The sequence below is a fragment of the Escherichia sp. E2748 genome, assembly GCF_005781125.1.
GTDB lineage: Bacteria > Pseudomonadota > Gammaproteobacteria > Enterobacterales > Enterobacteriaceae > Escherichia.
This window is the reverse complement of record NZ_VATP01000019.1, coordinates 64,264-86,881: the sequence shown is the minus strand read 5'-3', so window position 1 is coordinate 86,881 and position 22,618 is coordinate 64,264. Positions and strand designations below refer to the sequence as shown.

General features: G+C 51.5%; 25 protein-coding genes. 21 read left to right on the top strand and 4 right to left on the bottom strand.

Going from position 1 to position 22,618, the window contains the following annotated elements; all coding sequences use genetic code 11:
- The first annotated feature begins 67 nt into the window (after positions 1-67).
- The 16 genes from hfq to FEK42_RS15350 all read left to right on the top strand — a co-directional run bounded on the left by hfq (position 68) and on the right by FEK42_RS15350 (position 15,683).
- The gene (hfq, locus tag FEK42_RS15425; RefSeq protein ID WP_001051883.1) at positions 68-376 is read left to right on the top strand and encodes an RNA chaperone Hfq; all 309 of its coding nucleotides are present in this window, start codon (positions 68-70) and stop codon (positions 374-376) included.
- A 76-nt stretch (positions 377-452) separates the two neighbouring features.
- Positions 453-1,733 (top strand): ribosome rescue GTPase HflX, encoded by a 1,281-nt coding sequence (gene hflX, locus FEK42_RS15420; protein WP_135490672.1) that lies wholly within the window; start codon positions 453-455, stop codon positions 1,731-1,733.
- A gap of 85 nt (positions 1,734-1,818) precedes the next feature.
- Positions 1,819-3,078, top strand: coding sequence for an FtsH protease activity modulator HflK (gene hflK, locus FEK42_RS15415; protein WP_130205989.1), 1,260 nt, complete (start codon positions 1,819-1,821; stop codon positions 3,076-3,078).
- Between the two features lie 2 nt (positions 3,079-3,080).
- On the top strand, positions 3,081-4,085 hold the full coding sequence (gene hflC, locus FEK42_RS15410) for a protease modulator HflC (protein WP_001232411.1): 1,005 nt from the start codon (positions 3,081-3,083) through the stop codon (positions 4,083-4,085).
- Positions 4,086-4,166: 81 nt separating this feature from the next.
- Positions 4,167-4,364: a DUF2065 domain-containing protein gene (locus tag FEK42_RS15405; protein WP_001089295.1), complete on the top strand. Its 198-nt coding sequence runs from the start codon at positions 4,167-4,169 to the stop codon at positions 4,362-4,364.
- Between the two features lie 103 nt (positions 4,365-4,467).
- Positions 4,468-5,766: an adenylosuccinate synthase gene (purA, locus tag FEK42_RS15400; RefSeq protein ID WP_000527955.1), complete on the top strand. Its 1,299-nt coding sequence runs from the start codon at positions 4,468-4,470 to the stop codon at positions 5,764-5,766.
- A gap of 206 nt (positions 5,767-5,972) precedes the next feature.
- Positions 5,973-6,398 carry a nitric oxide-sensing transcriptional repressor NsrR gene (gene nsrR / locus FEK42_RS15395; protein ID WP_001177639.1) on the top strand — a complete coding sequence of 142 codons (426 nt, stop codon included), beginning with the start codon at positions 5,973-5,975 and terminating at the stop codon, positions 6,396-6,398.
- A gap of 38 nt (positions 6,399-6,436) precedes the next feature.
- Complete coding sequence (rnr, locus tag FEK42_RS15390; RefSeq protein WP_130216725.1) at positions 6,437-8,878, top strand: ribonuclease R; 2,442 nt, start codon at positions 6,437-6,439, stop codon at positions 8,876-8,878.
- A 180-nt stretch (positions 8,879-9,058) separates the two neighbouring features.
- Entirely contained in the window at positions 9,059-9,790 is a 732-nt protein-coding gene (gene rlmB / locus FEK42_RS15385; protein WP_001293284.1) for a 23S rRNA (guanosine(2251)-2'-O)-methyltransferase RlmB, read from the top strand.
- Between the two features lie 126 nt (positions 9,791-9,916).
- On the top strand, positions 9,917-10,318 hold the full coding sequence (locus FEK42_RS15380) for a DUF2170 family protein (protein WP_130205993.1): 402 nt from the start codon (positions 9,917-9,919) through the stop codon (positions 10,316-10,318).
- Positions 10,319-10,336: 18 nt separating this feature from the next.
- Positions 10,337-11,035: a PspA/IM30 family protein gene (locus tag FEK42_RS15375; protein WP_130259517.1), complete on the top strand. Its 699-nt coding sequence runs from the start codon at positions 10,337-10,339 to the stop codon at positions 11,033-11,035.
- 49 nt (positions 11,036-11,084) lie between these two features.
- Complete coding sequence (locus FEK42_RS15370; protein ID WP_135493286.1) at positions 11,085-11,744, top strand: YjfK family protein; 660 nt, start codon at positions 11,085-11,087, stop codon at positions 11,742-11,744.
- A 17-nt stretch (positions 11,745-11,761) separates the two neighbouring features.
- Positions 11,762-12,160: a DUF350 domain-containing protein gene (locus FEK42_RS15365; protein WP_000547760.1), complete on the top strand. Its 399-nt coding sequence runs from the start codon at positions 11,762-11,764 to the stop codon at positions 12,158-12,160.
- Positions 12,161-12,169: 9 nt separating this feature from the next.
- Positions 12,170-12,808 carry a DUF1190 domain-containing protein gene (locus tag FEK42_RS15360; protein WP_135493287.1) on the top strand — a complete coding sequence of 213 codons (639 nt, stop codon included), beginning with the start codon at positions 12,170-12,172 and terminating at the stop codon, positions 12,806-12,808.
- Between the two features lie 2 nt (positions 12,809-12,810).
- The gene (locus tag FEK42_RS15355; protein WP_135493288.1) at positions 12,811-13,974 is read left to right on the top strand and encodes a glutathionylspermidine synthase family protein; all 1,164 of its coding nucleotides are present in this window, start codon (positions 12,811-12,813) and stop codon (positions 13,972-13,974) included.
- An 83-nt stretch (positions 13,975-14,057) separates the two neighbouring features.
- The gene (locus FEK42_RS15350; protein WP_135493289.1) at positions 14,058-15,683 is read left to right on the top strand and encodes an isovaleryl-CoA dehydrogenase; all 1,626 of its coding nucleotides are present in this window, start codon (positions 14,058-14,060) and stop codon (positions 15,681-15,683) included.
- 116 nt (positions 15,684-15,799) lie between these two features.
- On the opposite strand, the gene yjfN is transcribed toward FEK42_RS15350, so the two are convergent.
- A complete protein-coding gene (gene yjfN / locus FEK42_RS15345) occupies positions 15,800-16,075 on the bottom strand; it encodes a DUF1471 family protease activator YjfN (RefSeq protein ID WP_001517630.1) in 276 nt (91 codons plus the stop codon).
- Between the two features lie 148 nt (positions 16,076-16,223).
- Complete coding sequence (gene bsmA, locus FEK42_RS15340; RefSeq protein WP_000254636.1) at positions 16,224-16,553, bottom strand: biofilm peroxide resistance protein BsmA; 330 nt, start codon at positions 16,551-16,553, stop codon at positions 16,224-16,226.
- A gap of 181 nt (positions 16,554-16,734) precedes the next feature.
- Between bsmA and yjfP the strand changes: the two genes are divergently transcribed.
- Positions 16,735-17,484: an esterase gene (yjfP, locus tag FEK42_RS15335; RefSeq protein WP_135493290.1), complete on the top strand. Its 750-nt coding sequence runs from the start codon at positions 16,735-16,737 to the stop codon at positions 17,482-17,484.
- On the opposite strand, the gene ulaR is transcribed toward yjfP, so the two are convergent.
- Together ulaR and ulaG are read right to left on the bottom strand one after the other, a co-directional pair.
- Entirely contained in the window at positions 17,481-18,236 is a 756-nt protein-coding gene (gene ulaR, locus FEK42_RS15330) for an HTH-type transcriptional regulator UlaR (protein WP_000133631.1), read from the bottom strand. The two genes, yjfP and ulaR, sit on opposite strands and share 4 nt — an antisense overlap.
- A 107-nt stretch (positions 18,237-18,343) precedes the next feature.
- Positions 18,344-19,408, bottom strand: coding sequence for an L-ascorbate 6-phosphate lactonase (ulaG, locus tag FEK42_RS15325; protein WP_001295191.1), 1,065 nt, complete (start codon positions 19,406-19,408; stop codon positions 18,344-18,346).
- A gap of 353 nt (positions 19,409-19,761) precedes the next feature.
- Between ulaG and ulaA the strand changes: the two genes are divergently transcribed.
- The 4 genes from ulaA to ulaD are packed head-to-tail and all read left to right on the top strand — an operon-like array spanning position 19,762 to position 22,618.
- A complete protein-coding gene (gene ulaA / locus FEK42_RS15320; RefSeq protein WP_138211883.1) occupies positions 19,762-21,159 on the top strand; it encodes a PTS ascorbate transporter subunit IIC in 1,398 nt (465 codons plus the stop codon).
- Between the two features lie 15 nt (positions 21,160-21,174).
- Positions 21,175-21,480 carry a PTS ascorbate transporter subunit IIB gene (gene ulaB / locus FEK42_RS15315; protein ID WP_000218362.1) on the top strand — a complete coding sequence of 102 codons (306 nt, stop codon included), beginning with the start codon at positions 21,175-21,177 and terminating at the stop codon, positions 21,478-21,480.
- A 9-nt stretch (positions 21,481-21,489) separates the two neighbouring features.
- The gene (gene ulaC / locus FEK42_RS15310; RefSeq protein WP_000776505.1) at positions 21,490-21,954 is read left to right on the top strand and encodes a PTS ascorbate transporter subunit IIA; all 465 of its coding nucleotides are present in this window, start codon (positions 21,490-21,492) and stop codon (positions 21,952-21,954) included.
- A gap of 13 nt (positions 21,955-21,967) precedes the next feature.
- Positions 21,968-22,618 (top strand): 3-keto-L-gulonate-6-phosphate decarboxylase UlaD, encoded by a 651-nt coding sequence (gene ulaD / locus FEK42_RS15305; RefSeq protein ID WP_000056760.1) that lies wholly within the window; start codon positions 21,968-21,970, stop codon positions 22,616-22,618.

The following is a 22,618-nucleotide window of genomic DNA, read 5'->3' as shown; positions in this document are numbered from 1 at the left end:
TATCGTGCGCAATTTTTTCAGAATCGAAAGGTTCAAAGTACAAATAAGCATATAAGGAAAAGAGAGAATGGCTAAGGGGCAATCTTTACAAGATCCGTTCCTGAACGCACTGCGTCGGGAACGTGTTCCAGTTTCTATTTATTTGGTGAATGGTATTAAGCTGCAAGGACAAATCGAGTCTTTTGATCAGTTCGTGATCCTGTTGAAAAACACGGTCAGCCAGATGGTTTATAAGCACGCGATTTCTACTGTTGTCCCGTCTCGCCCGGTTTCTCATCACAGTAACAACGCCGGTGGCGGTACCAGCAGTAACTACCATCATGGTAGCAGCGCGCAGAATACTTCCGCGCAACAGGACAGCGAAGAAACCGAATAAGGTTTCGGGCTGTTTTTTTTACACGGGGAGCCAGCGATCCTGCGTTCCCCGCTGATCTATTTAGAGGGTTATACGCTTGTTTGACCGTTATGATGCTGGTGAGCAGGCGGTACTGGTACACATCTATTTTACGCAAGACAAAGATATGGAAGACCTCCAGGAGTTTGAATCTCTGGTTTCTTCCGCCGGTGTCGAAGCATTGCAGGTGATTACCGGTAGCCGTAAAGCGCCGCACCCAAAGTATTTTGTAGGTGAAGGTAAAGCAGTTGAAATTGCGGAAGCCGTAAAAGCGACGGGAGCTTCGGTCGTTCTTTTTGACCATGCCCTGAGCCCGGCGCAGGAGCGTAACCTGGAGCGTTTGTGCGAGTGTCGTGTTATCGACCGCACCGGCCTTATTTTAGATATTTTCGCCCAACGTGCGCGTACCCATGAGGGTAAGTTGCAGGTTGAGCTGGCGCAGCTGCGCCATCTGGCTACGCGCCTGGTGCGTGGCTGGACCCACCTTGAAAGACAGAAAGGCGGGATCGGTTTGCGGGGGCCGGGTGAAACCCAGCTCGAAACCGACCGTCGTTTGTTGCGTAATCGCATCGTACAGATACAGTCGCGCCTGGAAAGAGTTGAAAAGCAGCGTGAGCAGGGGCGGCAATCACGTATCAAAGCCGACGTCCCTACTGTTTCGCTGGTGGGATATACCAACGCCGGTAAATCTACCCTTTTCAATCGCATCACCGAAGCGCGGGTCTACGCGGCAGACCAGTTGTTTGCCACCCTCGACCCGACGTTGCGGCGTATTGACGTCGCAGATGTCGGTGAAACCGTGCTGGCAGATACCGTAGGGTTTATTCGCCACCTGCCGCACGATCTGGTGGCGGCATTTAAAGCCACGTTACAAGAGACGCGGCAAGCCACATTGCTGCTGCACGTCATTGATGCGGCAGATGTGCGTGTACAAGAAAACATCGAAGCGGTGAATACGGTTCTTGAAGAGATCGATGCTCACGAGATCCCAACTCTGCTGGTGATGAACAAGATCGATATGCTGGAAGGTTTCGAACCGCGTATTGATCGGGACGAAGAGAACAAACCGATCCGTGTCTGGCTTTCCGCACAGACCGGAGCGGGGATACCACAGCTTTTTCAGGCTTTGACGGAGCGGCTTTCCGGCGAGGTGGCGCAGCATACATTGCGTCTGCCGCCGCAGGAAGGGCGTCTGAGAAGTCGTTTTTATCAGCTTCAGGCAATAGAAAAAGAGTGGATGGAGGAGGACGGCAGCGTAAGTCTGCAAGTTCGTATGCCGATCGTTGACTGGCGTCGCCTCTGTAAACAAGAACCGGCGTTGATCGATTACCTGATCTAACGGCGTAGCGTCTGAAGCGTGGAGTCATATCCTCTGGCGTCGAAAGACAACAGGGATCACCGCATAACAAATATGGAGCACAAACATGGCGTGGAATCAGCCCGGTAATAACGGACAAGACCGCGACCCGTGGGGAAGCAGCAAACCTGGCGGCAACTCTGAGGGAAATGGAAACAAAGGCGGTCGCGATCAAGGGCCACCTGATTTAGATGATATCTTCCGCAAACTGAGCAAAAAGCTCGGTGGTCTGGGCGGCGGTAAAGGCACTGGTTCTGGCGGTGGCAGTTCATCGCAAGGCCCGCGCCCGCAGCTTGGCGGTCGTGTCGTTACCATCGCAGCGGCAGCGATTGTCATTATCTGGGCGGCCAGTGGTTTCTACACCATTAAAGAAGCCGAACGCGGCGTGGTAACACGCTTTGGCAAATTCAGCCATCTGGTTGAGCCGGGTCTGAACTGGAAACCGACGTTTATCGACGAAGTCAAACCGGTGAACGTGGAAGCCGTGCGTGAACTGGCCGCTTCCGGTGTGATGCTGACGTCCGATGAAAACGTAGTGCGCGTTGAGATGAACGTGCAGTACCGCGTCACCAATCCGGAAAAATATCTGTATAGCGTGACCAGCCCAGATGACAGCCTGCGTCAGGCTACCGACAGCGCCCTGCGTGGGGTTATCGGTAAATACACCATGGACCGCATTCTGACGGAAGGTCGTACCGTGATTCGTAGCGATACTCAGCGCGAACTGGAAGAGACTATCCGCCCGTATGACATGGGTATCACGCTGCTGGACGTCAACTTCCAGGCTGCTCGTCCGCCGGAAGAAGTAAAAGCGGCGTTTGATGATGCGATTGCCGCGCGTGAAAACGAACAGCAATACATTCGTGAAGCAGAAGCGTATACCAACGAAGTTCAGCCGCGTGCGAACGGTCAGGCGCAACGTATCCTCGAAGAGGCGCGTGCGTACAAGGCCCAGACCATCCTGGAAGCTCAGGGTGAAGTGGCGCGCTTTGCTAAACTTCTGCCGGAATATAAAGCTGCGCCGGAAATTACTCGCGAGCGTCTGTATATCGAGACGATGGAAAAAGTGTTGGGCAACACCCGCAAAGTGCTGGTTAACGATAAAGGTGGCAACCTGATGGTTCTGCCGTTAGACCAGATGCTGAAAGGTGGTAACGCGCCTGCGGCGAAGAGCGATAACGGTGCCAGCAATCTGCTGCGTCTGCCGCCAGCCTCTTCCTCCACAACCAGTGGAGTAAGCAACACGTCGTCCACCAGTCAGGGCGATATTATGGACCAACGCCGCGCCAACGCGCAGCGTAACGACTACCAGCGTCAGGGGGAATAACGATGCGTAAGTCAGTTATCGCGATTATCATCATCGTGCTGGTAGTGCTTTACATGTCTGTCTTTGTCGTCAAAGAAGGTGAGCGCGGTATTACGCTGCGTTTTGGTAAGGTACTGCGTGACGATGACAACAAACCTCTGGTTTATGAGCCGGGTCTGCATTTCAAGATACCGTTCATTGAAACGGTGAAAATGCTCGACGCGCGTATTCAGACCATGGACAACCAGGCAGACCGCTTTGTGACCAAAGAGAAGAAAGACCTGATCGTCGACTCTTACATCAAATGGCGCATCAGCGATTTCAGCCGTTACTACCTGGCAACGGGCGGTGGCGACATTTCGCAAGCGGAAGTGCTGTTGAAACGTAAGTTCTCCGACCGTCTGCGTTCTGAAATTGGTCGCCTGGACGTGAAAGACATCGTCACCGATTCCCGTGGTCGTCTGACCCTGGAAGTGCGTGACGCGCTGAACTCTGGTTCTGCGGGTACAGAAGATGAAGTTACTACCCCGGCAGCAGATAACGCCATTGCCGAAGCGGCAGAGCGCGTAACGGCTGAGACGAAGGGCAAAGTTCCGGTCATCAACCCGAACAGTATGGCGGCGCTGGGTATTGAAGTTGTCGATGTGCGTATCAAGCAGATCAACCTGCCGACCGAAGTGTCTGAAGCGATCTACAACCGTATGCGCGCCGAGCGTGAAGCGGTAGCGCGTCGTCATCGTTCACAAGGTCAGGAAGAAGCAGAAAAACTGCGTGCGACTGCTGACTATGAAGTGACCAGAACGCTGGCAGAAGCAGAACGTCAGGGCCGTATCATGCGCGGTGAAGGTGATGCCGAAGCTGCCAAGCTGTTTGCAGACGCATTCAGCAAGGATCCGGACTTCTACGCGTTCATTCGTAGCCTGCGTGCTTATGAGAACAGCTTCTCTGGCAATCAGGACGTGATGGTCATGAGCCCGGACAGCGATTTCTTCCGCTACATGAAGACGCCGAGTTCCGCGACGCGTTAAGATAACGACCGCGGTACAGGTCAATAAAGCCACCGCATCCTCAGGGATGTCGGTGGTTTTCTTTTTCTATAAGGATAATGAATGAATTCGACAATCTGGCTGGCGCTTGCCCTGGTTTTAGTCTTGGAAGGTTTAGGGCCGATGCTTTACCCGAAGGCATGGAAGAAGATGATCTCCGCAATGACTAATTTACCCGATAATATTTTACGTCGTTTTGGCGGTGGACTTGTGGTTGCGGGCGTTGTGGTCTACTACATGTTGAGGAAAACGATTGGCTGAGCAAAAAATAGGCTGACCAAGGTCATTTTTGGATGCAAAAAGTGCTGTAACTCTGAAAAAGCGATGGTAGAATCCATTTTTAAGCAAACGGTGATTTTGAAAAATGGGTAACAACGTCGTCGTACTGGGCACCCAATGGGGTGACGAAGGTAAAGGTAAGATCGTCGATCTTCTGACTGAACGGGCTAAATATGTTGTACGCTACCAGGGCGGTCACAACGCAGGCCATACTCTCGTAATCAACGGTGAAAAAACCGTTCTCCATCTTATTCCATCAGGTATTCTCCGCGAGAATGTAACCAGCATCATCGGTAACGGTGTTGTGCTGTCTCCGGCCGCGCTGATGAAAGAGATGAAAGAACTGGAAGACCGTGGCATCCCCGTTCGTGAGCGTCTACTGCTGTCTGAAGCATGTCCGCTGATCCTTGATTATCACGTTGCGCTGGATAACGCGCGTGAGAAAGCACGTGGCGCGAAAGCGATCGGCACCACCGGTCGTGGTATCGGGCCTGCTTATGAAGATAAAGTAGCACGTCGCGGTCTGCGTGTTGGCGACCTTTTCGACAAAGAAACCTTCGCTGAAAAACTGAAAGAAGTGATGGAATATCACAACTTCCAGTTGGTTAACTACTACAAAGCTGAAGCGGTTGATTACCAGAAGGTTCTGGATGATACGATGGCAGTTGCCGACATCTTGACTTCTATGGTGGTTGACGTTTCTGACCTGCTCGACCAGGCGCGTCAGCGTGGCGATTTCGTCATGTTCGAAGGTGCGCAGGGTACGCTGCTGGATATCGACCACGGTACATATCCGTACGTAACTTCTTCCAACACCACTGCTGGTGGCGTGGCGACCGGTTCCGGCCTGGGCCCGCGTTATGTTGATTACGTTCTGGGTATCCTCAAAGCTTACTCCACTCGTGTAGGTGCAGGTCCGTTCCCGACCGAACTGTTTGATGAAACTGGCGAGTTCCTCTGCAAGCAGGGTAACGAATTCGGCGCAACTACAGGTCGTCGTCGTCGTACCGGCTGGCTGGATACCGTTGCCGTTCGTCGTGCGGTGCAACTGAACTCTCTGTCTGGCTTCTGCCTGACCAAACTGGACGTTCTGGATGGCCTGAAAGAGGTGAAACTCTGCGTGGCTTACCGTATGCCGGATGGTCGCGAAGTGACTACCACTCCGCTGGCAGCTGACGACTGGAAAGGTGTTGAGCCGATTTACGAAACCATGCCTGGCTGGTCTGAATCCACCTTCGGCGTGAAAGATCGTAGCGGCCTGCCGCAGGCGGCGCTGAACTACATCAAGCGCATTGAAGAGCTGACCGGTGTACCGATCGATATCATCTCTACCGGCCCGGATCGTACTGAAACCATGATTCTGCGCGACCCGTTCGACGCGTAATTCTGGGACGCCCGGCAGATATTTTGCCTGCTGGGCTAACAGTGTGATACATTGCTGTGTCGGGTAAGCCATTACGCTATCCGACACAGTGTTAAATCCTCGCTTTTTTCCTTCCCCAAACTGAAATAAATTAGCGACACAGCTTGTGGCTGGTTTATCATCAATATAAATGTATTTTTTCCCGATTTCCCTTTTTTGAGGTTGATGTGCAGTTAACGAGTTTCACTGATTACGGATTACGTGCGCTGATCTATATGGCATCATTGCCAGAAGGGCGGATGACCAGTATTTCTGAAGTGACTGACGTCTACGGCGTCTCCCGTAATCATATGGTCAAAATAATCAATCAACTTAGTCGTGCCGGCTACGTGACTGCTGTTCGTGGAAAAAATGGCGGCATTCGCCTGGGTAAACCGGCGAGTGCGATACGTATTGGTGATGTGGTGCGCGAGCTGGAACCTTTATCGCTGGTGAATTGCAGCAGTGAGTTTTGCCACATTACACCTGCCTGTCGGTTGAAACAGGCACTTTCTAAGGCCGTGCAAAGTTTTCTTACGGAACTGGATAACTACACGCTTGCCGATTTGGTTGAAGAGAATCAACCGCTTTATAAATTATTGCTGGTGGAGTGACGAAAATCTTCATCAGAGATGACAACGGAGGAACCGAGATGTCACAAGATCCTTTCCAGGAACGCGAAGCTGAAAAATACGCGAATCCCATCCCTAGTCGGGAATTTATCCTCGAACATTTAACCAAACGTGAAAAACCGGCCAGCCGTGATGAGCTGGCGGTAGAACTGCACATTGAAGGCGAAGAGCAGCTTGAAGGCCTGCGTCGCCGCCTGCGCGCGATGGAGCGCGATGGTCAACTGGTCTTCACTCGCCGTCAGTGCTATGCGCTGCCGGAACGCCTCGACCTGGTGAAAGGTACCGTTATTGGCCACCGTGATGGCTACGGCTTTCTGCGGGTTGAAGGACGTAAAGATGATTTGTATCTCTCTAGCGAGCAGATGAAAACCTGCATTCATGGCGATCAGGTGCTGGCGCAGCCGCTGGGCGCTGACCGTAAAGGTCGTCGTGAAGCGCGTATTGTTCGCGTACTGGTGCCAAAAACCAGCCAGATTGTTGGTCGCTACTTTACCGAAGCGGGCGTCGGCTTTGTGGTTCCTGACGACAGCCGTCTGAGCTTCGATATTTTAATCCCGCCCGATCAGATCATGGGCGCGCGGATGGGCTTTGTGGTGGTTGTTGAACTGACCCAACGCCCGACTCGCCGTACCAAAGCGGTGGGTAAAATCGTCGAAGTGCTGGGCGACAATATGGGCACCGGCATGGCGGTTGATATCGCTCTGCGTACCCATGAAATTCCGTACATCTGGCCGCAGGCTGTTGAGCAACAGGTTGCCGGGCTGAAAGAAGAAGTGCCGGAAGAAGCAAAAGCAGGTCGTGTCGATCTGCGCGATTTACCGCTGGTCACCATTGATGGCGAAGACGCCCGTGACTTTGACGATGCAGTTTACTGCGAGAAAAAACGCGGCGGCGGTTGGCGTTTATGGGTCGCGATTGCCGACGTCAGCTACTATGTGCGTCCGCCAACACCGCTGGACAGCGAAGCGCGTAACCGTGGTACGTCGGTGTATTTCCCTTCGCAGGTTATCCCGATGCTGCCGGAAGTGCTCTCTAACGGCCTGTGCTCGCTCAACCCGCAGGTAGACCGCCTGTGTATGGTGTGCGAGATGACAATTTCGTCGAAAGGCCGCCTGACTGGCTACAAATTCTATGAAGCGGTGATGAGCTCTCACGCGCGTCTGACCTACACCAAAGTCTGGCATATTCTGCAGGGTGATCAGGATCTGCGCGAGCAGTACGCCCCGCTGGTTAAGCATCTCGAAGAGTTGCATAACCTCTATAAAGTGCTGGATAAAGCCCGTGAAGAACGCGGTGGGATCTCGTTTGAGAGCGAAGAAGCGAAGTTCATTTTCAACGCTGAACGCCGTATTGAGCGTATCGAACAGACCCAGCGTAACGACGCACACAAGTTAATTGAAGAGTGTATGATTCTGGCGAATATCTCGGCGGCGCGTTTCGTTGAGAAAGCCAAAGAACCGGCACTGTTCCGTATTCACGATAAGCCGAGCACCGAAGCGATTACTTCTTTCCGTTCAGTGCTGGCGGAGCTGGGGCTGGAATTGCCGGGCGGTAACAAGCCGGAACCGCGTGACTACGCGGAGCTGCTGGAGTCGGTTGCTGATCGTCCTGATGCAGAAATGCTGCAAACCATGCTGCTGCGCTCGATGAAACAGGCGATTTACGATCCAGAAAACCGTGGGCACTTCGGTCTGGCATTGCAGTCCTATGCGCACTTTACTTCGCCGATTCGTCGTTATCCTGACCTGACGCTGCATCGCGCCATTAAGTATCTGCTGGCGAAAGAGCAGGGGCATCAGGGCAACACCACTGAAACCGGCGGCTACCATTATTCGATGGAAGAGATGCTGCAACTGGGTCAGCACTGTTCGATGGCGGAACGTCGTGCCGACGAAGCAACGCGCGATGTGGCTGACTGGCTGAAGTGTGACTTCATGCTCGACCAGGTGGGCAACGTCTTTAAAGGCGTTATTGCCAGCGTCACTGGTTTTGGCTTCTTTGTTCGTCTCGACGACCTGTTCATTGATGGTCTGGTTCACGTCTCTTCGCTGGACAATGACTACTATCGCTTTGACCAGGTAGGGCAACGCCTGATGGGCGAATCCAGCGGCCAGACTTATCGCCTGGGCGATCGCGTGGAAGTTCGCGTCGAAGCGGTTAATATGGACGAGCGCAAAATCGACTTTAGCCTGATCTCCAGCGAACGCGCACCGCGCAACGTCGGTAAAACGGCGCGCGAGAAAGCGAAAAAAGGCGATGCAGGCAAAAAAGGCGGCAAGCGTCGTCAGGTCGGTAAAAAGGTAAACTTTGAGCCAGACAGTGCCTTCCGTGGCGAGAAAAAACCGAAGCCGAAAGCGGCGAAGAAAGATGCGAGAAAAGCGAAAAAGCCATCGGCTAAAACGCAAAAAATAGCCGCAGCGACCAAAGCGAAGCGTGCGGCGAAGAAAAAAGTGGCAGAGTGATCATTACCCTCTTCAAACAGAAGAGGGTTAGATTGCTGACAAAATGCGCTTTGTTCATGCCGGATGCGGTGTGAACGCCTTATCCGGCCTACATAATCACGCAAATTCAATATATTGCAGGGACCATGTAGGCCGGATAAACGTAGTGCATCAGGCAAAACGTAAACAACGAGTACATTAATGAGCGAAATGATTTACGGCATCCACGCAGTGCAGGCCCTGCTGGAGCGCGCCCCTGAACGTTTTCAGGAAGTCTTTATTTTAAAAGGCCGTGAAGATAAACGTCTGTTACCGCTGATTCACGCCCTTGAATCCCAGGGCGTGGTTATCCAGCTGGCAAACCGCCAATATCTCGATGAGAAAAGCGACGGTGCCGTGCATCAGGGCATTATCGCCCGTGTGAAACCAGGACGGCAGTATCAGGAAAACGATCTGCCGGATCTGATCGCTTCGCTCGAACAACCGTTCCTGCTGATCCTCGACGGTGTAACCGATCCGCACAACCTCGGCGCGTGCCTGCGTAGCGCGGACGCCGCTGGCGTTCATGCGGTGATTGTGCCGAAAGATCGCTCCGCACAGCTCAACGCCACGGCGAAAAAAGTAGCCTGCGGCGCGGCAGAAAGCGTTCCGCTGATTCGGGTGACTAACCTTGCGCGCACCATGCGTATGTTGCAGGAAGAGAATATCTGGATCGTCGGTACGGCAGGCGAGGCGGATCATACGCTCTATCAGAGCAAAATGACCGGACGACTGGCGCTGGTGATGGGCGCGGAAGGTGAAGGTATGCGTCGTCTGACCCGTGAACATTGCGATGAGTTGATCAGCATCCCAATGGCAGGAAGTGTTTCTTCGCTGAACGTTTCGGTTGCGACCGGAATTTGCTTATTTGAAGCGGTTCGCCAGCGCAGCTAATCCCTCTGATTTAAGAAAAACCATCCAGATTTGGATGGTTTTTTTTTATCTATAGCTGGTAAGATAATTACGCTCTATAAATATTCATCTTATTAATAATTAAATTTAATATATATGGAATAATATATGATATGGAATCCGTTGGCGCTGGCGACAGCGTTACAAGCTGTACCTAAACAAAATATTGATGTAACAAATAGTGAAAATGCATTAATTATTAAAATGAATGATTACGGCGATTTGCAAATCAATGTTCTTTTTACTTCTCGCCAGATGATTATCGAAACATTTATTTGTCCGGTAAGCTATATCAATAATCCAAATGAATTTAATACATTCCTTTTAAGAAATCAGAAAATTATGCCGCTGTCATCGGTGGGGATCTCCAGCGTGCAACAGGAAGAGTATTACATTGTTTTCGGGGCATTATCGCTTAAATCTTCTCTTGAAGATATCCTGCTTGAAATAACCTCGCTGGTAGATAATGCATTGGATCTGGCTGAAATTACGGAAGAATATTCACACTAATTACAAGGACGGGTATTTATGGGAATTTTAAAAAGTTTATTTACGCTGGGGAAATCGTTTATCTCCCAGGCGGAAGAATCCATTGAAGAAACCCAGGGCGTGCGCATGCTGGAACAACATATTCGGGACGCCAAAGCTGAACTGGATAAAGCCGGAAAATCTCGCGTCGATCTGCTGGCGCGGGTGAAATTAAGTAACGATAAGCTGAAAGATTTACGCGAGCGTAAAACCAGTCTGGAAGCCCGTGCGCTGGAAGCATTAAGCAAGAACGTTAACCCATCGTTAATTAACGAAGTCGCCGAAGAAATTGCGCGCCTTGAGAATCTTATTACCGCTGAAGAACAGGTGTTGTCGAATCTGGAAGTCTCCCGCGATGGTGTGGAAAAAGCCGTTACGGCAACGGCACAGCGTATTTCCCAGTTTGAGCAACAAATGGAAGTCGTTAAAGCTACTGAAGCCATGCAGCGTGCGCAGCAGGCCGTAACGACCTCGACTGTTGGTGCCTCTTCCAGCGTTTCGACAGCTGCAGAGTCATTAAAACGCCTGCAAACGCGTCAGGCTGAGCGCCAGGCCCGGCTGGATGCCGCCGCGCAGCTGGAAAAAGTGGCAGACGGTCGCGATCTCGACGAAAAACTGGCGGAAGTGGGGATTGGTGGTGTTAACAAAAGCAATGCCCAGGATGTGCTGGCAAGGCTGCAACGCCAACAGGGTGAGTAATTTTTTGCCAGCCTCACTAAAAGGCTGGCTGCTAATTTAAGGATAAAATATGTCTGGTTTTTTCCAGCGCCTGTTTGGTCAGGATGATAAGCCTGTTATCGTTCGCGGTCCGCTGGGACTTCATCTCAATAGTGGCTTTACGCTCGACTCGTTAGCGTTTCGTTTGCTGGAAGATGAATTGCTGATTGCGCTGCCGGGTGAAGAATACACGGTAGCAGCTGTCAGCCACATCGATCTGGGCGGCGGTAGCCAGATTTTCCGCTACTACACTTCGGGCGATGAATTTCTGCAAATCAATACCACCGGCGGCGAAGATATTGATGACATTGATGATATCAAGCTCTTTGTCTATGAAGAGAGCTACGGTATCAGTAAAGAGAGTCACTGGCGCGAGGCGATCAACGCCAAAGCGATGGGGGCAATAACCTTAAACTGGCAGGAAAAACGCTGGCAGCGATTTTTTAACAGCGAGGAACCGGGAAATATCGAACCCGTCTACATGCTGGAAAAAGTAGAAAATCAAAACCATGCCAAATGGGAGGTCCATAATTTTACCATGGGCTACCAACGGCAAGTGACCGAAGATACTTACGAATATTTGCTGTTAAATGGTGAGGAATCTTTTAACGATCTCGGCGAGCCGGAGTGGTTATTTTCGCGCGCGCTGGGCGTCGATATCCCGCTGACATCACTTAATATTATTGGTTAATTACAGGGACGGTTACGATGCATATACTGGATTCACTTCTTGCTTTTAGCGCCTATTTTTTTATTGGCGTGGCGATGGTAATTATTTTTCTTTTTATCTATTCTAAAATTACACCGCACAACGAATGGCAGTTAATTAAAAATAATAATACCGCGGCGTCACTGGCGTTCAGCGGTACATTGTTGGGTTACGTGATCCCGTTATCCAGTGCGGCAATCAATGCGGTGAGCATTCCGGATTATTTCGCCTGGGGCGGGATTGCACTGGTGATTCAGTTACTCGTTTTTGCTGGTGTCAGACTTTATATGCCCGCATTAAGCGAAAAAATTATTAATCACAATACCGCAGCAGGAATGTTTATGGGAACCGCCGCACTGGCTGGTGGTATTTTTAACGCAGCTTGTATGACATGGTAATGGACGATCATGGCCAGAAAACGCAAATCAAGAAATAACAGTAAAATTGGTCACGGAGCGATCAGTCGCATTGGTAGACCGAATAATCCTTTTGAACCGCGTCGCAATCGCTACGCACAAAAATACTTAACGTTGGCGCTAATGGGCGGTGCCGCTTTTTTTGTATTGAAAGGTTGTGGCGATAGTGGCGATGTCGATAACGACGGTGATGGAACGTTTTACGCGACTGTGCAGGATTGTATTGATGACGGTAATAATGCCGACATTTGCGCGCGTGGCTGGAACAACGCCAAAGCGGCATTTTATGCCGATGTTCCGAAGAATATGACTCAGCAGAACTGTCAGTCTAAGTACGAAAATTGCTACTACGACAATGTTGAACAGAGTTGGATCCCGGTCGTTTCTGGATTTTTGTTAAGCCGGGTTATTCGTAAAGATCGCGATGAGCCGTTTGTTTATAACAGCGGTGGATCCTCATTTGCTTCCCGCCCCGTCTGGCGCAACACTTCCGGTGATTACTCCTGGCGCTCCGGTTCTGGCAAAAAAGAGTCTTATTCCACGGGCGGCTTTACCACCAAAAAAGCGTCTACCGTTTCTCGCGGCGGCTATGGCCGTTCTTCCAGCGCCCGTGGGCATTGGGGAGGCTAATCATGCTGAGACACAACGTTCCTGTGCGGCGGGATCTGGACCGGATTGCCGCCGATAACGGATTTGACTTTCATATCATCGACAATGAAATCTATTGGGATGAGAGTCGGGCTTACCGCTTTACTCTGCGCCAGATTGAAGAGCAGATCGAAAAACCGACTGCGGAACTGCATCAGATGTGCCTGGAGGTGGTGGATCGTGCGGTTAAAGATGAAGAGATCCTGACGCAACTGGCGATCCCGCTGTTGTACTGGGATGTGATCGCCGAAAGCTGGCGCGCACGCGATCCTTCGCTGTATGGCCGTATGGATTTTGCCTGGTGTGGTAATGCGCCGGTTAAGTTGCTGGAGTACAACGCCGATACGCCAACTTCATTGTACGAGTCGGCTTATTTCCAGTGGTTGTGGCTGGAAGATGCCCGGCGCAGCGGCGTTATTCCGCGCGATGCCGATCAGTACAATGCCATTCAGGAGCGCCTGATTTCACGCTTTAGCGAGCTTTATAGCCGGGAGCCGTTTTATTTTTGCTGCTGTCAGGACACCGACGAAGACAGGAGTACCGTGCTGTACTTGCAGGACTGTGCTCAGCAGGCAGGACAGGAGTCGCGGTTTATCTACATTGAAGATCTCGGTTTGGGCGTCGGCGGTGTACTGACCGATCTTGATGATAATGTCGTCCAGCGTGCATTTAAGCTGTATCCGCTGGAGTGGATGATGCGTGACGATAACGGTCCGCTGCTGCGCAAGCGTCGTGAGCAGTGGGTGGAGCCGTTATGGAAAAGTATCTTGAGTAACAAAGGGCTAATGCCGCTGCTTTGGCGCTTCTTTCCTGGTCATCCTAATCTTCTGGCGTCCTGGTTTGAGGGTGAAAAACCGCAGATCGCCGCTGGCGAAAGCTATGTGCGTAAACCGATCTACTCACGCGAGGGCGGTAACGTCACCATTTTCGACGGTCAGAATAACGTCGTTGACCACGCTGATGGTGATTACGCCGATGAACCGATGATCTATCAGGCGTTTCAACCGCTACCGCGATTTGGCGATAGTTACACGCTGATTGGTAGCTGGATTGTCGATGATGAAGCGTGCGGTATGGGTATCCGCGAAGATAACACGCTGATCACTAAAGACACTTCGCGTTTTGTTCCGCACTACATTGCGGGTTAAGAATGTTTTAGCAATCTCTTTCTGTCAGGAATCCGTGGCAGTGACCATACTAATGGTGACTGCCATTGATGGAGGGAGACACCGTGCACTGGCAAACTCACACTGTTTTTAATCAACCTATACCCTTAAATAACAGCAATTTATACCTGTCTGATGGCGCGCTCTGCGAAGCGGTAACGCGCGAAGGCGCTGGCTGGGATAGCGATTTTCTCGCCAGTATTGGTCAGCAACTCGGAACGGCAGAATCCCTTGAACTGGGGCGGCTGGCGAATGTAAACCCACCTGAACTGTTGCGCTACGATGCCCAGGGGCGACGTCTGGACGATGTCCGTTTCCATCCCGCATGGCACCTGCTGATGCAGGCGTTATGTACCAATCGGGTACACAACCTGGCCTGGGAAGAAGATGCTCGTTCTGGCGCATTTGTGGCGCGGGCGGCGCGTTTTATGTTGCACGCGCAGGTTGAGGCCGGGTCGTTATGTCCGATAACGATGACCTTTGCCGCCACGCCATTGCTGTTACAGATTCTACCCGCGCCGTTTCAGGACTGGACCACCCCGCTGCTGAGCGATCGCTACGATTCTCACTTATTGCCAGGCGGGCAAAAACGCGGTTTGTTGATTGGCATGGGAATGACGGAAAAGCAGGGCGGTTCCGATGTCATGAGCAACACCACCCGTGCAGAGCGTCTGGAAGATGGCTCTTATCGGCTGGTGGGGCATAAATGGTTTTTCTCGGTGCCACAAAGCGACGCGCATCTGGTGCTGGCGCAGACCGCGGGCGGTTTGTCCTGCTTTTTTGTGCCGCGATTTTTGCCTGACGGGCAACGCAACGCGATTCGGCTGGAGCGTCTGAAAGATAAGTTGGGTAATCGTTCCAATGCCAGTTGCGAAGTGGAGTTTCAGGATGCCATTGGCTGGTTGTTGGGGCAGGAAGGGGAAGGGATTCGCCTGATCCTGAAAATGGGCGGGATGACGCGTTTTGATTGTGCTCTGGGCAGCCACGCCATGATGCGCCGTGCGTTCTCGCTGGCGATTTATCACGCACATCAGCGCCATGTATTTGGTAATCCGTTAATAGAACAGCCTCTGATGCGCCATGTCTTAAGTCGCATGGCGCTTCAGCTTGAAGGGCAAACAGCATTGTTGTTTCGTCTGGCGCGGGCCTGGGATCGACGTGCCGATGCCAAAGAAGCTCTGTGGGCGCGTTTATTTACGCCTGCGGCGAAATTTGTGATCTGCAAACGTGGCATTCCGTTTGTGGCTGAAGCGATGGAGGTACTGGGCGGTATTGGCTATTGCGAAGAGAGCGAACTACCGCGACTTTATCGAGAGATGCCAGTGAACAGCATCTGGGAAGGCTCTGGCAATATTATGTGCCTCGATGTGCTGCGCGTTCTTAATAAGCAAGCGGGTGTATACGACTTGCTGTCGGAAGCGTTTATGGAAGTGAAAGGGCAAGATCGTTATTTTGATCGCGCGGTTCGTCGCTTACAACAGCAACTGCGCAAACCGGCTGAGGAATTGGGACGGGAGATAACACATCAATTATTTTTGCTGGGCTGCGGCGCGCAAATGTTGAAATATGCTTCTCCGCCAATGGCGCAGGCGTGGTGTCAGGTGATGTTAAATACGCGCGGTGGCGTGCGGTTGTCAGAGCAGATCCAGAATGATTTATTGCTGCGGGCGACGGGGGGAGTGTGTTTGTAAGCGTATACGACGGATGCGACGCTGGTTTCGATTAACTAAATGAAATATGTGAAAATTGTAGGCCGGACAAGGCGCTCGCGCCGCATCCGGCATTGTTCATTTGCTGTAGATGACACTCACGCATACAGTATCGCCTGTACACGCCAGTTATCGGGCTGCTGGTCTTCATACATGGTAATAATGCGATACCATGATGCCCCTTGTTCATCGGCCTTTAACGCCACGATACGTTCCACGTCCTGCGGATCCCCTGAAATATTGCTAACCGAGATCTGACCTATTTCATTCAGGCCCGTCACGCAGTCAGCACTGGCGAATTCTGCAGACTGTGCCGTGGCGCTCGCAGGGCAAGTCACTAATTGCAGCGAGGGTGAGGCAAGTAATTGTTTCATCGTCAGCTCCATTTTTCGTTTCCCCACATGTTGCAGGGCATTCCATCGCGGTAATAAACGCCCGAGCTTCCAGCCGGTAATTTATTGTGCACAGATAAACGCATAGGGACGCAAAGCAATGTAAAGCTGACTATGTAAGTTGTCTGATTTATTTACGGTACAAAATGGCTTGTGAATACCACTGTCCTGTCACGATGGTTTCATCCACCATTACGACAACGTAATAATCAGCTTTTGCAGCGACAGCTTTCGCTCTGATTTCTGCTAATGCGTCATCCGGAGAGCCCCGTACCATCGTGCTTACGCTACCTATTCGCTGTAACCCTTGTGTCTGGTCACGGCGAATCTCTTGCGGATGGTCCGTTACTGGCGGTGCTGGCTGTGGCGTACCTTGCAGTGCGCTACAGGCGCTTAGCATCAACACCAATAATAAACTGGCAAACCGATAAATAACGCTATTACGTTTCCTGCTAACCATAGTGTAGTGCCTTATTTATTTAACTTGAGGGGAATGTTCCCGAATTGTTACCTGGTACGCGATTTTCGAATGAAAACGTTGTGAAAGCGTAATCCACATCTCAACATTATGAACTAATACGGTCAGCAGAAACTTGTGCTAAGGATTTCTTCATGTCATACCAGACTCAAAGGAGAAAAAGATGATTGAATTAGAATCACGCGTGCTGGCTGATATTCCCGTTCTTCACGCTTATCCCATAGGGCAAAAAGAACCCCCATTACCGTGTGTGATTTTTTATCACGGATTTACTTCATCCAGCCTGGTTTATAGCTATTTTGCCGTCGCGCTGGCGCAGGCTGGTTTCCGGGTGATCATGCCGGATGCGCCCAATCACGGTAGCCGTTTTAGTGGCGACGCAGCGAGGCGTTTAAATCAATTCTGGCAAATCTTGCTACAAAGTATGCAGGAATTCACTACTTTACGTGCGGCAATAGCCGAAGAAAACTGGCTGCGTGATGAACGCCTGGCGGTTGGTGGCGCGTCGATGGGCGCAATGACCGCGTTGGGGATTACCGCTCGCCACCCCACGGTGAAATGTACCGCCAGCATGATGGGGTCTGGCTATTTCACATCGCTTGCCCGTTCACTGTTTCCACCGTTGAAGCCTGAAACGCCAGCACAGCAAAACGAATTTGATAACATTATTGCTCCACTGGCAGAGTGGGAAGCGGCAAACCACCTGGACGAACTGGGAAGCAGGCCACTGCTGTTGTGGCATGGCCTTGACGATGATGTTGTGCCTGCCGAGGAATCACTACGTTTGCAGCAGGCATTAAGAGAAACGGGACGAGATAAACAGTTAACCTGTTTATGGCAGCCTGGCGTGCGCCACCGTATTACACCCGAGGCGTTAGATGCTGCGGTGACATTTTTCCACCAGCATCTTTAAACACGCAGAATGCTGACCCCTTGCGCTTCCAGCTGTTGCAGGATCTCTGGGTTAGCATTTTTGCCGGTGATCAGCATATCGATTTGATCGGCGCGGCTAAAGAGCATCCCCGCGCGTTCACCAATCTTACTGCTATCGACCAGCACTACTAGTTTCCCTACCACGCTCAGCATCTTCTGCTCTGCCATCGCTGTCAGCATATCGGTTTTATATAACCCTTCTGCGGTCAGCCCTTTGCCGCTGGTAAACATCCAGTGCCCGGCATAGAGACTGTTTTCGCTGCCCTGTGGGCTTAAGGTGATGGACTGACTTTTGTTGTACTGCCCGCCCATGATGATCACGCTGTCATGTTCCTGATCGATCAGATAGTTTGCCAGCGGGAGATAATTAGTGATGATTTGCACCGGTTTGCCACACATTTCCCGGCCGAGCAGAAACGCGGTAGAGCCGCAGTTGATGACCACGCTTTCGCCCGGATTGACCAGTTGTGATGCCGCTTTAGCGATACGTACTTTTTCATCGTGATTCTGCGCCTGATGCAGATTCATCGGCGTCCATCGCGGGCGCTGCTGGGTAATCGCTTCGGCGCCATTGCGCACTTTTTTCAGTTTGCCGCTTTCGTCGAGTTTATTGATATCGCGTCGCGCAGTGGCAGGCGAAATTCCCAGACGCTCAACGACTTTCTCCACGGTCACAAAGCCCAATTGTGCGAGCATTTCCAGGAGGATTTGATGTCTTTGTGCTTCAGTCATGAGCTATTCCGATAGAATTTGATTTTTTTAGATGATATTTGAAATAGCCAGGAAATACTACGCCGGATAGCGCGAACAGATCCACGCTACCCGGTATAAACGACAGATTACAGGAACGATTTGAACGGCAGATCCGGTTCAATAGTGAAGCAATCGTCAAAACCACGCGGATAGTGATACTCGAAGTTATCTTTATCCAACGGCCAGGTAAACTTGCCACCGACCTGCCAGATAAACGGCTTAAAGCCATACTTCAGACGATCTTTTTTCATCTCCCACAGTACGCGGATTTCCTGCGGATCGGCCTGGAAGTTTGACCAGATATCATGGTGGAACGGGATAACTACTTTCGCATTCAACGCTTCGCCCATACGCAGCATATCGGCGCTGGTCATTTTGTCGGTAATACCGCGTGGGTTCTCACCGTACGATCCTAACGCCACGTCGATCTGATGCTCGTTGCCATGTTTTGCATAGTAGTTAGAGTAGTGGGAATCGCCGCTGTGATACAGGGAACCGCCCGGTGTTTTGAACAGATAGTTTACTGCGCGATCGTCCATGCCGTCTGGCAGCACGCCAGCCGCTTTTTGATCCGCTGGTAGGGTGATCAGTGCAGTACGGTCGAACGCGTCAAGGGCATGAATTTCAATGTCTTTCACTTTTACCACATCGCCTGGTTTGACCACGATGCAGCGCTCTTTTGGTACTCCCCAGCCAATCCATAAATCCACGCAGGTTTTCGGTCCGATAAACGGTACGTCATCAGCACAGTTCTGCATCACGGCAGCAGCGACGTTGACGTCTATATGATCGTTGTGATCGTGAGTTGCCAGTACCGCGTCGATCTGGCGAATCGCAAACGGATCAAGAACAAACGGGGTAGTACGCAGGTTTGGCTGCAGTTTTTTCACGCCAGCCATGCGCTGCATCTGGTGACCCTGTTTCATCAGCGGGTTACCGTGACTTTGTTTGCCAGTACCGCACCAGAAATCAACGCAAACGTTGGTGCCACCTTCCGATTTCAGCCAGATCCCAGTACAACCGAGCCACCACATCGCGAATGTACCAGGAGCTACCTGCTCTTGTTCAATTTCTTCATTCAGCCAGCTACCCCACTCCGGGAAAGTGCTCAGGATCCAGGATTCACGGGTGATACTTTTCACTTTACTCATCGCCATTTACCTTCATGATGTTCAGTTTTAATCAATATGTGATTGGTTTTGATTAATCCTGACACTATTTTTTCAGGAAGGCAATGACCATTTTTTGACTTTTTGCCAGGGGAGTTGTTGTGGATTTTGAGTGTGGAAAGATTTAACGGAATGTGTAATCCATTTAACTAAATGAATTTAAATGAGTAATTGTTTCGTTGCATGAATCCCACTCTATCCATGTGGAATTATTTGCGTGCCGCGTCACATTTAATCATAAATAATCTTGTTGTGATTACTTTTGAAAATTAGAGTGAATGCACAACATTCCGGGTGTGCGGAATACCCGGTTACCTCTTCTTCAGGAGATCGTTATGGAGATCCTCTACAACATCTTTACCGTGTTTTTTAACCAGGTCATGACCAATGCCCCGTTGTTGCTGGGTATTGTGACCTGTCTGGGCTACATCCTACTGCGCAAAAGTGTCAGCGTTATTATTAAAGGGACGATTAAAACCATTATTGGTTTCATGTTGTTGCAGGCAGGGTCCGGCATCCTGACCAGCACCTTCAAACCGGTGGTGGCGAAAATGTCGGAAGTCTACGGTATCAACGGTGCGATTTCAGATACTTACGCTTCGATGATGGCCACTATCGAGCGCATGGGCGATGCCTATAGCTGGGTGGGTTACGCGGTGTTGCTGGCTCTGGCGCTGAACATCTGTTACGTGCTGCTGCGTCGTATTACCGGTATTCGCACCATCATGCTGACTGGTCACATCATGTTCCAGCAGGCGGGGCTGATTGCCGTTACGCTGTTTATTTTCGGTTATTCCATGTGGACGACCATTATCTGCACCGCGATTCTGGTTTCGCTCTACTGGGGCATTACCTCCAACATGATGTACAAGCCGACTCAGGAAGTCACCGACGGCTGCGGTTTCTCCATCGGTCACCAGCAGCAGTTTGCATCATGGATTGCTTATAAAGTCGCGCCGTTCCTGGGCAAAAAAGAGGAGAGCGTTGAAGACCTCAAACTGCCTGGCTGGCTGAATATTTTCCACGACAACATCGTCTCCACGGCGATTGTCATGACCATCTTCTTTGGCGCCATTCTGCTCTCCTTCGGTATCGATACCGTGCAGGCGATGGCAGGCAAAGTGCACTGGACGGTCTACATTCTGCAAACCGGTTTCTCCTTCGCGGTGGCGATCTTCATCATCACTCAGGGCGTGCGCATGTTTGTGGCGGAACTCTCTGAAGCATTTAACGGTATCTCCCAGCGTCTGATCCCAGGTGCGGTTCTGGCGATTGACTGTGCGGCTATCTATAGCTTCGCGCCGAACGCCGTGGTCTGGGGCTTTATGTGGGGCACCATCGGTCAGCTGATTGCGGTTGGTATCCTGGTCGCCTGCGGTTCCTCGATCCTGATTATTCCTGGCTTTATCCCGATGTTCTTCTCCAACGCCACCATCGGCGTGTTCGCTAACCACTTCGGCGGCTGGCGTGCGGCGCTGAAAATTTGTCTGGTGATGGGGGTGATTGAAATCTTTGGTTGCGTCTGGGCGGTGAAACTCACCGGTATGAGTGCCTGGATGGGTATGGCGGACTGGTCAATTCTGGCACCGCCGATGATGCAGGGCTTCTTCTCCATCGGTATCGCCTTTATGGCCGTCATCATTGTAATTGCACTGGCTTATATGTTCTTCGCTGGCCGCGCACTGCGCGCAGAAGAAGATGCAGAAAAACAACTGGCAGAACAGTCTGCTTAATAAGGAGTTTTGATTATGACCGTACGTATTCTGGCTGTGTGTGGCAACGGACAAGGCAGTTCCATGATCATGAAGATGAAAGTGGACCAGTTTTTAACCCAATCAAACATTGACCACACGGTAAATAGCTGCGCGGTTGGCGAATACAAAAGCGAGTTGAGCGGCGCGGATATCATCATCGCTTCTACGCACATTGCGGGCGAAATCACCGTGACCGGCAACAAATACGTGGTTGGCGTACGCAACATGCTCTCTCCTGCTGATTTTGGCCCGAAACTGCTGGAAGTGATCAAAGAGCATTTCCCGCAGGATGTGAAGTAAGGACGCGCCATGAAATTACGTGATTCGCTGGCGGAGAATAAATCTATCCGTCTGCAGGCTGAAGCTGAGACATGGCAGGACGCAGTGAAAATCGGCGTTGACCTGCTGGTGGCGGCGGATGTTGTCGAGCCGCGTTACTACCAGGCGATTCTGGATGCGGTTGAACAGCACGGCCCGTACTTTGTGCTCGCACCAGGCCTGGCAATGCCGCACGGTCGGCCGGAAGAGGGCGTTAAGAAAACCGGTTTTGCGCTGGTGACGCTGAAAAAGCCGCTGGAGTTCAACCACGAAGATAACGACCCGGTGGATATCCTCATCACTATGGCGGCGGTTGATGCCAACACTCACCAGGAAGTGGGCATCATGCAGATCGTCAACCTGTTTGAAGATGAAGAGAATTTCGACCGTTTACGTGCCTGCCGTACCGAGCAGGAAGTACTGGATCTCATTGACCGCACCAACGCGGCAGCTTAAGAAGGAATTGAACATGTCATTACCGATGTTGCAAGTCGCGCTGGACAACCAGACTATGGATAGCGCCTACGAAACCACTCGCTTGATTGCCGAAGAAGTCGACATTATCGAAGTGGGTACCATTCTATGCGTGGGCGAAGGCGTGCGTGCGGTTCGTGACCTGAAAGCGCTTTACCCGCACAAAATCGTGCTGGCAGATGCCAAAATTGCCGATGCGGGCAAAATCCTTTCTCGTATGTGCTTCGAAGCCAATGCTGACTGGGTGACTGTAATTTGCTGTGCGGATATCAACACCGCCAAAGGCGCTCTGGACGTGGCAAAAGAGTTTAACGGCGACGTGCAGATCGAACTGACCGGTTACTGGACCTGGGAACAGGCGCAGCAGTGGCGCGACGCAGGCATTCAGCAGGTGGTTTATCACCGCAGCCGTGACGCACAGGCCGCAGGCGTAGCGTGGGGCGAAGCGGACATTACCGCGATCAAACGTCTTTCCGATATGGGCTTCAAAGTGACCGTCACTGGTGGCCTGGCGCTGGAAGATCTGCCGCTGTTCAAAGGCATTCCGATTCACGTCTTTATCGCGGGCCGTAGTATCCGTGATGCCGCTTCTCCGGTGGAAGCCGCACGTCAGTTCAAACGTTCCATCGCCGAACTGTGGGGCTAA

What these genes read in the sequence shown, in the direction of transcription:
- FEK42_RS15370 (WP_135493286.1), top strand. Translation starts at nt 11,085, where the DNA reads ATGTCTGGTTTTTTCCAGCGCCTGTTTGGTCAGGATGATAAGCCTGTT.
- ulaG (WP_001295191.1), bottom strand. Translation starts at nt 19,408, where the DNA reads ATGAGTAAAGTGAAAAGTATCACCCGTGAATCCTGGATCCTGAGCACT.
- bsmA (WP_000254636.1), bottom strand. Translation starts at nt 16,553, where the DNA reads ATGGTTAGCAGGAAACGTAATAGCGTTATTTATCGGTTTGCCAGTTTA.
- yjfP (WP_135493290.1), top strand. Translation starts at nt 16,735, where the DNA reads ATGATTGAATTAGAATCACGCGTGCTGGCTGATATTCCCGTTCTTCAC.
- ulaR (WP_000133631.1), bottom strand. Translation starts at nt 18,236, where the DNA reads ATGACTGAAGCACAAAGACATCAAATCCTCCTGGAAATGCTCGCACAA.
- ulaB (WP_000218362.1), top strand. Translation starts at nt 21,175, where the DNA reads ATGACCGTACGTATTCTGGCTGTGTGTGGCAACGGACAAGGCAGTTCC.
- ulaA (WP_138211883.1), top strand. Translation starts at nt 19,762, where the DNA reads ATGGAGATCCTCTACAACATCTTTACCGTGTTTTTTAACCAGGTCATG.
- FEK42_RS15360 (WP_135493287.1), top strand. Translation starts at nt 12,170, where the DNA reads ATGGCCAGAAAACGCAAATCAAGAAATAACAGTAAAATTGGTCACGGA.
- FEK42_RS15365 (WP_000547760.1), top strand. Translation starts at nt 11,762, where the DNA reads ATGCATATACTGGATTCACTTCTTGCTTTTAGCGCCTATTTTTTTATT.
- rnr (WP_130216725.1), top strand. Translation starts at nt 6,437, where the DNA reads ATGTCACAAGATCCTTTCCAGGAACGCGAAGCTGAAAAATACGCGAAT.
- hflC (WP_001232411.1), top strand. Translation starts at nt 3,081, where the DNA reads ATGCGTAAGTCAGTTATCGCGATTATCATCATCGTGCTGGTAGTGCTT.
- FEK42_RS15405 (WP_001089295.1), top strand. Translation starts at nt 4,167, where the DNA reads ATGAATTCGACAATCTGGCTGGCGCTTGCCCTGGTTTTAGTCTTGGAA.
- hflK (WP_130205989.1), top strand. Translation starts at nt 1,819, where the DNA reads ATGGCGTGGAATCAGCCCGGTAATAACGGACAAGACCGCGACCCGTGG.
- yjfN (WP_001517630.1), bottom strand. Translation starts at nt 16,075, where the DNA reads ATGAAACAATTACTTGCCTCACCCTCGCTGCAATTAGTGACTTGCCCT.
- ulaC (WP_000776505.1), top strand. Translation starts at nt 21,490, where the DNA reads ATGAAATTACGTGATTCGCTGGCGGAGAATAAATCTATCCGTCTGCAG.
- ulaD (WP_000056760.1), top strand. Translation starts at nt 21,968, where the DNA reads ATGTCATTACCGATGTTGCAAGTCGCGCTGGACAACCAGACTATGGAT.
- hfq (WP_001051883.1), top strand. Translation starts at nt 68, where the DNA reads ATGGCTAAGGGGCAATCTTTACAAGATCCGTTCCTGAACGCACTGCGT.
- FEK42_RS15355 (WP_135493288.1), top strand. Translation starts at nt 12,811, where the DNA reads ATGCTGAGACACAACGTTCCTGTGCGGCGGGATCTGGACCGGATTGCC.
- FEK42_RS15375 (WP_130259517.1), top strand. Translation starts at nt 10,337, where the DNA reads ATGGGAATTTTAAAAAGTTTATTTACGCTGGGGAAATCGTTTATCTCC.
- rlmB (WP_001293284.1), top strand. Translation starts at nt 9,059, where the DNA reads ATGAGCGAAATGATTTACGGCATCCACGCAGTGCAGGCCCTGCTGGAG.
- purA (WP_000527955.1), top strand. Translation starts at nt 4,468, where the DNA reads ATGGGTAACAACGTCGTCGTACTGGGCACCCAATGGGGTGACGAAGGT.
- FEK42_RS15380 (WP_130205993.1), top strand. Translation starts at nt 9,917, where the DNA reads ATGATATGGAATCCGTTGGCGCTGGCGACAGCGTTACAAGCTGTACCT.